Below are 13945 nucleotides of genomic sequence, written 5' to 3'. Positions count from 1 at the left end.
TGGGACGTCCGGGAAACCGGGCGTCCCATTTGTGTTCGCGGTCTCACGTGAGTGAACTCACCCGCTCTCACTTGGAAGTTCAACCAGGTGTGAGACCACAATTGATCAGTGACTTCGTCTACCCTCTCCCGTTCTGACACCTCGACACCCGGGGTTCGTTCCGCCAGAGGTCCAGCGATGCTCGCTCTTGCCCTCGGCGGTTTCGGTATCGGCACAACCGAGTTCGTCGCCATGGGATTGCTCCCGGAAATGGCATCCGGGCTCGGCGTCTCGGAACCCATCGCGGGTCACGTGATCTCGGCGTACGCGCTCGGGGTTGTCGTCGGTGCTCCGCTGATCGCTGCTCTCACCGCACGGGTACCGCGCCGCACCCTGTTGATCGCACTCATGGTCGCATTCACCGTCGGCAATGCCGCTTCGGTCTTTGCGCCCTCGTACACGACGCTGATGATGGCTCGATTCGTCGCCGGATTGCCGCACGGCGCGTACTTCGGAGTCGCCGCACTGGTCGCCGCTCATTTGGCCGAACCAGGTAAACGCGCGAAGGCCGTGGCGATGGTGATGATGGGTCTGTCCGTGGCCAATGTGATAGGGGTGCCGGTCGCGGCCTGGATCGGCCAGGCACTCGGCTGGCGCAGCGCCTTCGCCTTGGTGGCCGTGATCGGGGTGGCAACGGTTGCTTCGCTGTTCGTCTGGATTCCGCGGTTGGACGGTATGCCGGTGACGAATCCGATCACCGAACTCGGGGCACTGGGCCGCGTTCAGGTGTGGATGACCCTGATCGTGGGAATGGTCGGATTCGGCGGGATGTTTGCCGTCTACACCTACATCAGTACGACGCTCACCGACGTGTCCGGTCTCGGTGCTTCGTTCATTCCTCTGGCGCTCATGCTGTACGGACTTGGCATGGTGGCCGGCAACTTCGTCGGTGGATACCTCGCGGATCGCGCACTGATGAAGGGTTTGTTCCTGTCGATGGGATCCCTCGTGGTGATCCTCGCGGTCTTCGTGATCGCCGTGCGCAATCCGTACACGGCGCTTGTCTTCGTCTTCCTCATCGGGCTTGCCGGGTCCTCGATGGTTCCTGGCCTTCAGACACGGTTGATGGATGTCGCCGAGGACGCTCAGACCTTGGCGGCGTCTCTCAATCACGCCGCGCTGAACATCGCCAATGCCTTCGGAGCGTGGATCGGCGGCGTCGTCATCGCGGCCGGTTACGGGTACACCGCACCGGCAGCGGTTGGGTCGTTGCTGGCCGTCGCGGGTCTCGTCGTGCTGGCGGTTGCGGTGATTCTGCAGCGTAGGGCCGTGCGCTGACCTGGGCGCCCATCCGCGTCGGTGGAATCGGCTACGGTGCTTGCCGTGCCACAAACTGCTGACTCCCACATTCTTGCGCCCCACACCATCACGTCCGTGAACGTCAACGGCGTTCGAGCAGCTGCCCGCAAGGGCATGCTCGATTGGCTGGAGAAGACGTCGGCGGATTTCATCTGCCTTCAGGAAACGCGTGCGTCGGACGATCAGCTTCGCGAGACTCTCGAACCAGCGCTCGGCAACGGATGGTTCCTCGTCTCCGCCGAGCCGTCCGCGAAGGGACGCAACGGAGTCGCTGTGCTTTCACGCACGGAACCTGACGCGGTGCGGATCGGTCACGGCGACGACGAGTTTCTCGACGCCGGTCGATACATCGAAGCCGACTTCGCGGATCTGACCGTCGCGAGCCTGTACCTGCCCTCCGGTGAGGCGCTCACGCCGAAGCAGGAGGAGAAGGAGCGGTTCATGGCGTCCTTCGCAGTTCACCTCGCCTCCACCGCTGCGGCGGCCGTGGCTGCCGATCGTCACGTGGTGGTCAGCGGCGATTGGAACATCGCGCACACCGAACTCGACCTCAAGAACTGGAAGACCAACAAGAAGTCTTCGGGATTCCTCCCCGAGGAGCGCGCCTGGATGGATCTGCTGTTCGCCGAAGATTCCGCGTGGGTCGATGTCTTCCGCACCCTCCATCCGGGTGTCGACGGTCCGTACTCGTGGTGGTCGTACCGCGGCAAGGCATTCGACAACGATTCGGGTTGGCGTATCGACTACCAGGTTGCCACCCGCGGATACGCCGAGCGGGCCAAGGTTGCGCTCGTGGAACGCGCTGAGTCCTACGACCTCCGTTGGTCGGATCACGCACCTGTCACTGTCTCGTACCGGTAGGGACGCGCATGTCTGAAGGTCTGAAAATGCCGAGCGCAAAGACGCGCAACGCCATCATCACCGTCGTGGTGGCGGTGGTGGCGCTCGTACTGGCGGTAACCCTTTCTTCACGTGACTCCGACAGTTCGGCGTCGTCGGTTGCGAAGTCCTCGAGTGCCCAGTCCTCGACTGTTCAAGCCAAGCCGGGTGCTACCACCAAGGCCGCGCCGTCGAGTTCCGTGCCCTCGAGCTCCGCGCCCTCCAGCTCCGCTGTCAAGACAACGCAGCAGACGAACAGCGATGCGCCGGCGCGGGTTCTCGCCACGCTGGTGGAGATCGACGCCGGGCGGTGGCCCGATTCCGCCAATGCGCCGGGCACCAAGGGCGGCATCACCTTCCGCAACAGCGAAGGGCGTCTGCCCGCTGTCGGTGCCGGTGGCGGACGTGTCGTCTATCAGGAATGGGACGTCAACGCGAAGAAAAACGGCCAAGGTCGTGATGCCGAGCGAATCGTCACCGGTAACGACGGTTCGGCGTGGTACACCCTCGATCACTACGACACGTTTGTGAGGATTCGCTGATGTCGGACTCGTCTACGGTCAGCGTGGCGCAGTGGCTGGATCCGTCTTCGGATGTGGCTTCGGTGGCCCTGCAGAGCGACCCGGCCGTTGCGGATGATCTTGCACGTGAACTTCGTGGCGAGAATTTTGTCGTTCGGGTGGTTCGCGGCGAGAACATGCGAACAACGGCGCAGGTCTTCGACGAGTTCGCGGCAGCCTTCCAGTTTCCGTCCCACTTCGGGCGCAACAAAGACGCTTTCGACGATGTCATGCGCGATCTCGACGACGTACTCGGACTTGGCGCCGGATATGTAGTTGTGATCCGAGGTGCGGGTTCTCTACTGTCCGAGCAACAGGATCAGTTGGAGTGGTTCCGCGAAACGATGGACTTCTACACCGAAGAATGGGAACCCGTCGTTTTCCGGACCGTCTACCAGTTCGGTGCGGAGGACCTCACCGCCCACGGTGAAGACCTCGTCGAACTCGACTACCCGGGCACCACGCCACTGCACTGATTTCCACTCGTGAAAAGATCGGAACCATGTCGACCCCTGCAGAACAGAAGCCCACCGCAAAGCCTCGCGTGCTTTCCGGAATCCAGCCGACGTCGGATTCTTTCCACCTCGGCAACTACCTGGGTGCGCTGCAGCAGTGGGTTCCGTTGCAGGACGATTTCGACGCTTTCTACTTCATTCCGGATCTTCACGCCATCACGGTGACGCAGGACCCGAAGGAATTGCGTCGTCGCACCAAGGTTGCGGTGGCTCAGCTCCTTGCGGTGGGTATCGATCCGGATCGGGCGACGCTGTTCGTACAGAGTCAGGTTCCCGAGCACGCACAGTTGGCGTGGGTCCTGAACTGCATCACCGGTTTCGGTGAAGCCAGCCGTATGACGCAGTTCAAGGACAAGTCCGCCAAGCAAGGCAGCGACAACGCCAGTGTCGGTTTGTTCACGTATCCGGTTCTGATGGCCGCGGACATCCTTCTGTACCGCCCGCAGCGAGTTCCGGTGGGTGAGGATCAGCGTCAGCACCTCGAACTCGCACGCGATCTGGCCGGCCGGTTCAACACCCGCTACGGCAAGGCGTTCGTTGTTCCCGAGCCGCAGATCATCAAGGGCACGGCAAAGATCTACGACCTGCAGGATCCGACCGCCAAGATGAGCAAGTCCGCCGCCAGTGCGGCCGGACTGATCAATCTGCTCGACGATCCGAAGGTGTCGGCGAAGAAGATCAAGTCGGCCGTCACCGACAACGAGCGCGAGATTCGTTTCGACCCGCAGGCCAAGCCGGGCGTCAGCAACCTGCTCACCATTCAGTCGGCTCTCTCGGGAGTACCGATCGAGACTCTGGTGGCCGGTTACGAGGGCAAGGGGTACGGCGACCTCAAGACCGATACCGCTGATGTGCTGACCGAGTTCGTCACCCCACTCAAGGCGAAGGTCGACGGTTACCTTGCCGACGAGGCAGAGCTGGATCGCATCATCGCGGCTGGAGCGCACCGCGCCCGTGAGGTGTCTTCACGCACTCTCGCCGCTGTCTATGACAAGGTCGGATTCCTGGCACCGAAGGGCTGACTTACGCGAATTCGGACTCACGACGCCTGACCGAACATGAGGGGGACGGCAATGGCTGACACGGACGACGACGCACCGAGCTTTCTCGAGAAGCAACGAGCAGCGCGACCCTGGCTCGATCATCTGGTTCGCGCCGCAGGACGTTTCCAAGAGCAAAAGGGCGATTACTACGCTGCGGGAATCACGTACTTCAGTGTTCTCGCATTGATTCCGATCATGATGGTCGCGTTTGCAGTGGCCGGTTTCGTATTGGCCGGGCATCCCGAGTACCTCGAGTCGATTCAGGAGCAGATCACCAAGAGCATTCCGGGCAGCTTGGGTGACACCATCAACACGCTGATCGATTCGGCTATCGACTCGCGCGCGAGCGTCGGAATCTTCGGTCTCCTGGGTGCCGCGTACGCGGGTCTCGGTTGGATGGCAAATGTTCGCGACGCGCTGACGGCGATGTGGGAGAGCAAGCGCGAGCCGAAGGGTTTCGTTCGTACCAAACTCGGTGACGCAGGGGCCCTCATCGGTCTGGCTCTCGCCATGGTCGTCTCACTGGGAATGTCGGCGCTGAGCAGCGGGCCGGTTGCGACTCAGATCGTGAAATGGCTCAACCTCGAGAACATCACCGGTGTCGGCGTGGGGCTCAGAGTCGTTTCACTGTTGCTTTCACTCCTGGCGACGTGGGCGGTGTTCCTGTGGGTGATTGCCCGGCTGCCGCGCGAGCCTGTCACGCTGCGGAGCGCCGCGCAGGCAGCGCTTATCGCCGCGGTCGTATTCGAGATCTTCAAGCAGGTAGGTGCGATCTACCTCGCGGCCGTCACCAGTGGCCCGGCGGGCGTGGCATTCGGCCCGATCATCGGTTTGCTCGTGTTCGTGTTCACTGCGTCGAGGATGCTGCTGTTCTGCACGGCGTGGGCGGCGACGACAAAGGAAAGTATGGCTCTCGCCTTCGTTCCGCCGCCGGATCCGGCCGTGATTTCGCCGCGAATCGTTGTCAGTGACGGAGCTTCACCGTCTCGCGTGGCTGCGTTGATCGCCACGGGTGCGGTTGCCGGCCTGGGTCTTTCGGGCTTCATGCGCCGTCGGCCGCGCTAGCGCCTTCGACGGTTCAGGGCAACGGCTCCCGCCACCAGCGCGATCACCACAACTCCGCCGACAGCACCGATGAGGATGCGGTCAGTGGTGTCCGACTCGGTGTCGGTAGCGGTGGGTGCTGCCGAAATCGAGCCTGGTGCAGCGGCAGACGGTGTGCGAGTGACATCGGGCGTGGCATCGTCGGTCGATCGGTCCGTCAACGAGCCGACGGTTGTGCTCGCGGGGAGTGCATATCCATAGTCGAGTAGACGGGCAGCCTGCTCCCACGGACGGATCGGCTTGGCTTCGCCGCCCATCAATGTCACCAGTAGTTTCCGGCCGTTGCGCTCCGCAGCACCGACGTACGTGTGGCGGGCGTCGTCGGTGAAGCCGGTCTTGCCGCCCAATGCGCCGTCGTAGTTGTAGAGCAACTGATTGTCGTTCGCGAGAGTGAATCCGGGGCGGTCCTGATCGTCAGGAATCGTCGGATCTTTGGGGAAGCCGGGAAACTCGACGGTTTCGGTATGGATCAGTCCGGCAAACGTCGGATTCTGGAGGGCTGTATGGAAGATTACGGCCAGGTCGTACGGTGAGCTGCTCATCCCCGGGCCGTCGAGTCCGGATGGAGTTGCCGTGCGGGTGTCGAGGGCGCCGAGTTCGGCCGCGAGCGCGTTCATTTTCGACACGGCTGCAGCGTCACCGCCGAGTTGGCGGGCAAGAGCGTGCGCGGCATCGTTTCCCGACGCCATGACCAGACCCTGCATCAGTTGCCGGTTGGTGTACTTGCCGCCCTTGCCGATGCCGACAGCGCTACCTTCAGCGTCCGCGTCTTCGGCAGTTGCGGTGATTTCGGTGTCGAGATCGAGTTCGTCGAGAGCGACGAGAGCCAACAGCATCTTGATGGTGCTGGCCGGTCGGTAGCGACCGTGCGGATCTTTCGCGGCGAGGACCTCACCGGTTTCGGCGTCCGCGAGTACCCATCCGGATGCCGCGATGTCGGCCGGGAGCGGGGGAGCGCCGTCAGGAAGTACGACGCCACACTCGCCGAGCTTGTCTCCACCGACGGGGCTTTCCGGAATCGGGACAGCAGTCGGGGCCGTGGATCCGGGCGCAGGTGCTTCGGAGAGATCGATCGCCGGCGCCGGGCTACTCGTGAACGGGCAGCTGTCGGTGTTGGGTGTTGTGAACGGTGCCTCGGTGGTGGTGGGCGGCGGCGGGGCCGGTTGGGCGCCGGCCACTCCCGAGGTCCCTACGACACCGGTAAACGCAATGCTCCCTGAGAGCACTGTTCCGGCCACTGCCACTGCACACTTTCGACGCCACATCATCGATATACGAGGGTATGCGAACGTGAGGGAACGTCCGAATCGCCACGCAAGCAGAGGGATCGAAAACAGGCGATTCGGTTTGTACATCGGTCATAGTGGACGATCGCCGCTGATGAGTTCCACCACCACGCAGAGTCTGTAACAGTGGTGTAGTCGACTACTCGAATGGCGCACACGCACTGACGACAGGGGATCGGTATGGGCAAGATTGTGGTGACAGAATTCGTGTCTTTGGACATGGTCATGGAAGCGCCCGGTGGCGAACCGGGCTATGCGCACACTGGATGGGTCTTTCCGTACCAGGAGGGCGATCAGATGAAGTTCAAACTCGACGAAACCCTCGCTGCGGACGTGCTTCTACTCGGTCGACGGACCTACGAGAGCTTCGCCGGTGCCTGGCCTGAGCGCGAGGACGACCAAGGCTTTGCGGACAAGATGAACGAGATGCCCAAGTACGTCGTCACGAGTTCGACGGAGCCGCTCGAATGGAACAACTCGACGGCGCTCGACGGTCCCATCGAGGAATCCGTTCCGAAGCTGAAGGAACAGATCGACGGCGAAATCCTGGTCGCGGGAAGTCGGACGCTCGTCCACGCGTTGTTGCTGGCCGGTCTGGTCGACGAGCTGCGACTGATGGTCTTCCCGGTCATTCTCGGGTCCGGCGGGAGAGTGTTCCCCGAATCGGCCGACAAGATCGACCTCGAGTTGAAGGACGATCGTCGGTACGAATCCGGAGTTCAGGTGCTGACGTACCACCCCACGGTCGCGTAGACCTCTCGAAAACATCTGTGGCCGAGCCTCTTCGAGAGTCTCGGCCACAGATGTTTTGCCGGCTAACTGTTCTCGGGGAAGCCGAGGTTGATGCCGCCGTGGCTGGGGTCGAGCCAGCGACTGGTGACGGCTTTACCTCGCGTGAAGAAATGAACACCTTCTGTCCCGTGAGCGTGGGTGTCACCGAAGAGGCTGTTCTTCCAGCCGCCGAAGCTGTAGTAGGCCATGGGAACCGCGATGGGGACGTTGATGCCGATCATGCCGATCTCCACCTCGTTCTGGAAGCGTCGGGCAGCGCCGCCGTCGTTGGTGAAGATGGCGGTGCCGTTTCCGTACGGGTTGTTGTTGATCAGTTCGAGGGCTTGGTCGTAGGTATCGACGCGCACGACGGAGAGAACAGGCCCGAAGATTTCGTCGGTGTAGATCGACATGTCGGTGGTGACGTGGTCGATGAGGGTGGGTCCAAGCCAGAAGCCGTCCGGTCCACCATCGGCCTGGACTGTACGTCCGTCGACCACGATGGTGGCGCCGTCCTTCTCGCCTGCATCGACGTATGAGGCGACCTTGTCGCGGTGGGCCTTGGTGACGAGCGGACCCATGTCGGAGTTCTTGGTGCCGTCACCGGTGACGAGGGGAGTGGTGCGCTCGACGATCTTGGCGACCAGTTCGTCGGCGATGTCGCCGACTGCGACCAGGGCGGAGATCGCCATGCATCGTTCGCCCGCGGAGCCGAATCCCGCGTTGACCATTGCGTCGGCGGCGAGGTCGAGGTCGGCGTCCGGCAGAACGATGGCGTGGTTCTTGGCGCCGCCGAGTGCTTGCACGCGTTTGCCGTTGGCGGTGCCGGTGGCATAGACGTACTGGGCGATGGGGGTGGATCCGACAAACGAAATCGCTTTGACTGCTTTGTTTTCCAAAAGTTCGTCGACGGCGAGCTTGTCACCTTGGAGGACGTTGAAGACGCCGGGGGGCAGACCGGCTTCGGCCCAGAGTTCGGCGAGCCAGATCGCCGCGGTGGGGTCCTTCTCCGAGGGTTTGAGAATCACGGTGTTCCCGGCGGCGATGGCAACCGGGAAGAACCACATCGGGACCATCGCGGGAAAGTTGAAGGGGGAGATGATGCCTACGGGGCCGAGGGGTTGGCGGATGGAGTAGACGTCGACCTTGGTCGATGCATTCTCGGTGTATCCGCCCTTGAGGAGATGCGCTATTCCGCAGGCGAATTCGACTACTTCTTGTCCGCGGCTGATTTCGCCGAGGGCGTCGGAGAGAACCTTGCCGTGCTCGGCTGTGATGATCTCGGCGAGTTCACCTTTGCGAGCGTTGAGGAGTTCGCGGAAGCTGAACAGTATCTGTGTGCGCCGGGCCAGGGAGGTGTCACGCCAGGCGGGGAAGGCCGCCGCAGCAGCGTCGATGACGGTGCGAGCGTCCTCGAGGTTCGCCAGGGCGAGTCGGCCGGTGATCTGTCCGGTGGCGGGGTTGGTGACGGGGGCGGTGTTCTCGGATGTTCCGGCGAACGACTTGCCGTCCAACCAGTGCGCGATGACTCGAGTATCAGTGCTGGTCATGGTATTTCCTAGTGGTCTGGTGGCTCAGGAGTTCGGGGAGGTGTACTTGGCGACATAGTCGTTCATCGTCTCGCGCTGGTACCGGGAAACCTCGTGTGCGTTTTCGTTCTCGGCGAAGACGCTCGACACCATCACGGTGTTGTCACGATCGTAGAAGCCGAGTTTGCCGAGGCCGCCGAAGAATTCGTCCCAGTTGACGTCTCCGTCCCCGATTTTGAGGTGTTGATGCACTCGAACGGCATTGCCTGGCGGATTGGTGATGTAGCGAAGTCCGTGGGAACGGTGATGATCCATGGTGTCTGCCACATGTACGAGACGGACCATGTCGCCGGCGGCCTCCATGATGGCGGGAAGGTCCCCACCCATGTGGAATTGGTGGCACGCCACGATCACCATGCCGAGGTTCTTGGAGTTCACGCCACGGATCGTGCGGATCGCGGCAAGTCCGTCTTCGACAAAATCGTCCGGGTGCGGGTCGATCAGGACGTCGATCCCCTCGCGTTCGATGATCGGAAGCAGTTCCTCCATCGAACGATAGAACGCACGCTCGGACTCTTCGGCTTTCTCGGGGCGGCCGGAGAATTCGGTGTTCATGACGTTGACACCGAGATCGACCGTGATCTGGATGGCCCGCTTCCAGCAACGCACTGCTGCTTCGCGAGCGTCCTCGTCCGGGCCGGACCACCGAAGGACCGGGAGCACCGACGCGATGCCGACTCCCGCACTCGCGCAGGCCTTCCGGAACTCGGCGACGAGCGCGTCGTCGGCTTTCGGGTGATTGAAGAACGGGATCATGTCGACGTGCGGTGTGAGCTGCAGGTACTCGTACCCGAGATCGGCAACAACTCGGGGAAGCTCCAGCAGCGAGTAATCGTGATGGAACGGTGTGGGATCGAGAGCGACCTTCATCGCTACGCTCCGGCCACAGAGTCGCGCGCAACCATGTCCACGACGACGCGTTGACCCGTCTCCAGAGACTTCACGCCAGCGGCGCAGACAGCGGCCGCGGCGTACCCGTCCCAGGCACCAGGTCCGTCGATGTAGTTGCCGGTGCCGGCGCCCGTCTTCACCGCCTTGATCCACCGGGCGAACTCGGTGTCGTATGCCTGCCCGAAGCGTTCGCGGAATCCTGGGGTGATCTGCCCACCCCAGTTGCCGGGCTTGGTCTTTCGGATCAGTCCCACGTCGAGTCCGATCATCGCGCTTCCGAGTTCGCCGACAACTTCGGTGCGCACCTCGTAGGCAACTCCGGTGGTGACAAACACCTCGGCGTCGACGTGTCTACCGGACTCGGTCTCGAATATAGCGATCTGTGGGTCTTGAATGCCCTCGGGAGCAAGCGAATTCGCAGACGGCCGAATTATCTGCACCGAGGTGATCTCTTCGTCGAGCAGGAATCGCGTCACGTCGACCTCGTGGACGAGTGAGTCCTTGACGATCATCGCGCTGTCGAAGCCGTTCGGAACCGCAGGATTGCGGTGCGCGCAGTGCACAACGAGAGGGCGACCGAGATCGCCGCTGTCGATCAAATCCTTGAGCTGGGTGTATTCGTGGTCGAACCGGCGCATGAAACCAACCTGGATCAGTTTCTTTCCCAGCGCTGCTTCGGCTTTGACGATCGCCAGCGAACTGTCCGCGTCGGTGGTCAGCGGCTTCTCGCAGAGAACCGGCTTGCCTGCTTCGAGGCAGGCAAGTACCTGCTTCTCATGGGTCGGGCCCGGGGTTGCGAGCACAACGGCGTCGACGTCCTCGGCTGTGATGGCATCGAACGGATCGACGACGACGCGTGACCCCGGCGTCAATGCTGCGATTTCCTCGGCGCGGGCAAGAGAGTAGTCGTTGACGACAGTGACTCGGGCACCGCCGATTTTGTTGGTGATGCGGTCGACGTGATCGGCCCCCATGATGCCGACGCCGAGCACTGCGATCCGGAGATCCTGGTTGTCAGACATGCGGTGGTACTCCTCGATTGTGTTGCTCAGCTGAAACGGACGGCGGGAACGCCACAGGTGGACAGGTATTTCTGAGTGCGCGCTGCGATGGGCAGCGGTGTGTCGGGATGGCAGGGATACATGTCCTGCTCGACGATCGCGAACACGTCGATGCCGAGGTTCTCGATGGCCTCCAGAAGCGGTGGCATGTCCGGGATTCCGCGCGGTGGTTCGATCATCGCGCCGAGTTTGACCGCTTCGCCGAACGGCAGGTCCTCCGCCTCCACCTTGGCGACGATCGCCGGATCCACCTGCTTGAGGTGCAGGTACCCGATGCGCTCCGGATGCTTGTTGATGATGGCCAGGTTGTCGCCGCCGCAGTAGCTGATGTGGCCGGTATCGAGGCACAGGTTCACGAAACGCTCGTCTGTACCTTCGAGGAACTTGTAGACGTTGTCCTCGATGTCGACATGGCTGTCGGCATGAGGGTGGTACTGCGCCATGACGCCGTACTCCTCGAGCATCGCCTTGCCGAGAGCGTTCATGCCGTCGGTTTTCTTGCGCCACTGCTCGGGAGTCAGATTTCGATCTTCGAGTACTTCTCCGGTGGAAGGATCGCGCCACATCTCGGGGATGACGACTACGTGCTTGCCACCGACGGCTGCGGTCAACTTGGCGACGTCCTTGATCTGATTCCAGACGGCATCCCAGGAATCGTCCTGGTGCAGGTGTTCGAAAACGGTACCGGCCGAAAGCTTGAGGCCGCGTGCTCCGAGTTCGTCAGTCAGCTTGGCTGGATCGGTCGGAAGGTATCCGAACGGACCGAGTTCGATCCATTCGTATCCCGACGCGGACACCTCGTCGAGGAATCGCGTGTATGGGGTCTGCTGAGGGTCGTCCGGAAACCACACACCCCAGGAGTCGGGGGCTGATCCGACGCGAATCGCGCTCATGTCTAGATTCCTTTCGCGGGCAGGCTTTTTGGGGTGTGGCTGTGCGGAATTTTCATTCGGATGGACGTAGATACGGTCGCTGGATCTTCTTCCAGGACTCGTAGGTTGTCCGGGCGTTCTTGGTCGATTCCAGTTCGGAAGTAGCTGATACCGGTACGTCCCACCATGATTCGCTGTCCGGGGCGCCGATCAGCGGATCGGTTTCGACGTGGATGACCGTGCTGGTGTCGCTTGCTTTGGCGACTTTGATCGCGTCGGCGAACTCGGCGGCGGTGTTGGCGCGGATGACGTCGACACCGAGGCTGGCGGCGTTCGCGGCCAGATCGACCGGGAGAACACCTCCGTCGAGACGTCCGTCATTCGAGCGGTAGCGGTACTGCGTGCCGAAGCGCTGGGAACCCAACGACTCGGATAGCGAACCGATGGAGGCAAATCCGTGATTCTGCACCAGGACGACGATGACCTTGAGGCGTTCCTGTACGGCGGTGACCAATTCGGTGGCCATCATCAGATAGGAACCGTCGCCGACCATCACGAACACGTCGCGATCGGGGCATGCCATGCGGACGCCTAGACCGCCGGCAACTTCGTATCCCATGCACGAGTACCCGTATTCGACGTGATACCCCTTGGGATCACGGGTTCGCCACAGCTTGTGGAGGTCACCCGGCATGGACCCGGCAGCGCACACCACGACGTCACGTGCATCGGACAACGTGTTGACCAGGCCGATGACCTGATTCTGATTCAGTGAGCCGTCAGCCGCGGGTTCGGCTGGGTTGTAGACGGATTCGACGATCGCATCCCAATCACGAGCGAGGTCACCAATCCTGGAGGCGTATTCGTCGTCTACCCGGTAGTCGTTCAGTGCAAGTGCCAGCGCGTCGAGTGCCTCACGTGCGTCGGCGACCACGCTGACTCCGCCCTGCTTCACGGAGTCCAGTGAAGCGACGTTGATATTGATGAAGCGAACGTCGGGATTGGTGAATGCGGTGCGGGACGCGCTCGTGAAATCGCTGTACCGCGTGCCGATACCGATGACGACGTCCGCCTCGGTAGCCAGTGCGTTTGCAGCCGTAGTGCCGGTGGACCCCACCGCCCCGACGGATTGTGGATGGTCGTAGACCAATGAACCCTTGCCGGCCTGGCTCTGCCCCACGGGGATTCCGGTCTGCGCGCAGAACGCTGCCAGAGAGTCGGTGGCCTGGCTGTAGATCACTCCGCCGCCGGCGACGATCAGTGGCTTGCGAGCCGAGCGGATGATCGCGGCGGCGCGTTCGATCACCGATCGCTCGGGGAGCGGGCGGGCCACGTGCCAGACTCGCTCGGCGAATAAGGACTCGGGCCAGTCGAAAGCCTCGGCCTGCACGTCCTGCGGTATGGCGATGGTCACTGCGCCGGTCTCGACGGGATCAGTGAGAACGCGCATCCCGGCGAGCAGAGCGCTCGGCAACTGCTCCGGGCGCCATACCCGATCGAAGTATCGTGAGACCGGTTTGAAAGCGTCGTTGACTGTGACGTCGCCGCTCGACGGGAGTTCAAGTTCCTGCAAGACGGGGGCACTGGCGCGGGTCGCGAAAGTGTCTGCGGGAAGGAGTAATACAGGTAGACGGTTGATGGTTGCCAGTGCCGCGCCGGTGATCATATTGGTGGCACCGGGGCCGACGCTGGACGAGACTGCCCACGTCTGCAGGCGGTCCTTCATGCGGGCGTGCGCGACAGCCGAGTGCACCATCGCCTGTTCATTGCGGCCGAGCACGTAGGGGAGTGTCGGCTCACGGCCGGCGTCGAGATCCTGGATCTCGGCCTGCAAGAGTGCCTGCCCCAGTCCGGCGACGTTGCCGTGCCCGAAGATTCCGAAGCAGCCGGCAAACAGCTTGGTGCGCTGGCCGTCGCGTTCGGTGTACTGGTTGGCGAGGAAGCGGACGACAGCTTGAGAAACGGTGAGGTATACGGTCGGCTCGTCGCGAGGTAGACGATTGCCGGTTGCGTTGTTGGTGGGTGCCACAGCTTTC

General features: G+C 62.3%; 13 protein-coding genes. 7 read left to right on the top strand and 6 right to left on the bottom strand.

Annotation, left to right across the window (positions count from 1 at the left end):
* Positions 1-108: 108 nt before the first annotated feature.
* The 6 genes from QM596_RS14925 to yhjD are packed head-to-tail and all read left to right on the top strand — an operon-like array spanning position 109 to position 5400.
* On the top strand, positions 109-1317 hold the full coding sequence (locus QM596_RS14925; RefSeq protein WP_021332495.1) for an MFS transporter: 1209 nt from the start codon (positions 109-111) through the stop codon (positions 1315-1317).
* 36 nt (positions 1318-1353) lie between these two features.
* Positions 1354-2199: an exodeoxyribonuclease III gene (locus QM596_RS14920; protein WP_080656710.1), complete on the top strand. Its 846-nt coding sequence runs from the start codon at positions 1354-1356 to the stop codon at positions 2197-2199.
* A 26-nt stretch (positions 2200-2225) separates the two neighbouring features.
* Entirely contained in the window at positions 2226-2759 is a 534-nt protein-coding gene (locus tag QM596_RS14915) for a guanyl-specific ribonuclease (protein WP_256063577.1), read from the top strand.
* Positions 2759-3253 (top strand): barstar family protein, encoded by a 495-nt coding sequence (locus QM596_RS14910; RefSeq protein WP_046378292.1) that lies wholly within the window; start codon positions 2759-2761, stop codon positions 3251-3253. The genes QM596_RS14915 and QM596_RS14910 overlap by 1 nt, the downstream gene beginning before the upstream one ends.
* A gap of 26 nt (positions 3254-3279) precedes the next feature.
* Positions 3280-4314 carry a tryptophan--tRNA ligase gene (trpS, locus tag QM596_RS14905; protein ID WP_003941025.1) on the top strand — a complete coding sequence of 345 codons (1035 nt, stop codon included), beginning with the start codon at positions 3280-3282 and terminating at the stop codon, positions 4312-4314.
* 51 nt (positions 4315-4365) lie between these two features.
* Positions 4366-5400, top strand: coding sequence for an inner membrane protein YhjD (yhjD, locus tag QM596_RS14900; protein WP_020969131.1), 1035 nt, complete (start codon positions 4366-4368; stop codon positions 5398-5400).
* Here the strand turns inward: yhjD and QM596_RS14895 are convergent.
* On the bottom strand, positions 5397-6707 hold the full coding sequence (locus tag QM596_RS14895) for a D-alanyl-D-alanine carboxypeptidase family protein (RefSeq protein WP_225989366.1): 1311 nt from the start codon (positions 6705-6707) through the stop codon (positions 5397-5399). The genes yhjD and QM596_RS14895 overlap by 4 nt on opposite strands.
* Before the next feature lie 198 nt (positions 6708-6905).
* On the opposite strand from QM596_RS14895, the gene QM596_RS14890 reads away from it, so the two are divergent.
* Positions 6906-7478, top strand: a complete 573-nt coding sequence (locus tag QM596_RS14890) for a dihydrofolate reductase family protein (RefSeq protein WP_019747666.1) — start codon at positions 6906-6908, stop codon at positions 7476-7478.
* Positions 7479-7540: 62 nt separating this feature from the next.
* Here QM596_RS14890 and QM596_RS14885 read toward each other — a convergent pair whose 3' ends face one another.
* Genes QM596_RS14885 through iolD form a run of 5 tightly spaced genes read right to left on the bottom strand, consistent with a single transcriptional unit; the run spans position 7541 to position 13938 of the window.
* Complete coding sequence (locus QM596_RS14885) at positions 7541-9046, bottom strand: CoA-acylating methylmalonate-semialdehyde dehydrogenase (protein ID WP_283309254.1); 1506 nt, start codon at positions 9044-9046, stop codon at positions 7541-7543.
* Positions 9047-9070: 24 nt separating this feature from the next.
* Positions 9071-9955, bottom strand: coding sequence for a sugar phosphate isomerase/epimerase family protein (locus QM596_RS14880; protein ID WP_283309253.1), 885 nt, complete (start codon positions 9953-9955; stop codon positions 9071-9073).
* A 2-nt stretch (positions 9956-9957) separates the two neighbouring features.
* Positions 9958-10998, bottom strand: coding sequence for a Gfo/Idh/MocA family protein (locus QM596_RS14875; protein WP_283309252.1), 1041 nt, complete (start codon positions 10996-10998; stop codon positions 9958-9960).
* Between the two features lie 26 nt (positions 10999-11024).
* Positions 11025-11930, bottom strand: coding sequence for a sugar phosphate isomerase/epimerase family protein (locus QM596_RS14870; protein WP_283309251.1), 906 nt, complete (start codon positions 11928-11930; stop codon positions 11025-11027).
* 52 nt (positions 11931-11982) lie between these two features.
* On the bottom strand, positions 11983-13938 hold the full coding sequence (gene iolD, locus QM596_RS14865; RefSeq protein ID WP_283309250.1) for a 3D-(3,5/4)-trihydroxycyclohexane-1,2-dione acylhydrolase (decyclizing): 1956 nt from the start codon (positions 13936-13938) through the stop codon (positions 11983-11985).
* Positions 13939-13945 lie beyond the last annotated feature (7 nt).

Origin of the sequence: Rhodococcus sp. IEGM 1406 (genome assembly GCF_030056745.1) — a bacterium.
Lineage (GTDB): Bacteria > Actinomycetota > Actinomycetes > Mycobacteriales > Mycobacteriaceae > Rhodococcus_F > Rhodococcus_F erythropolis.
The sequence above is the reverse complement of the archived record's forward strand: the minus strand, read 5'-3'. Positions and strand labels throughout refer to the sequence as shown.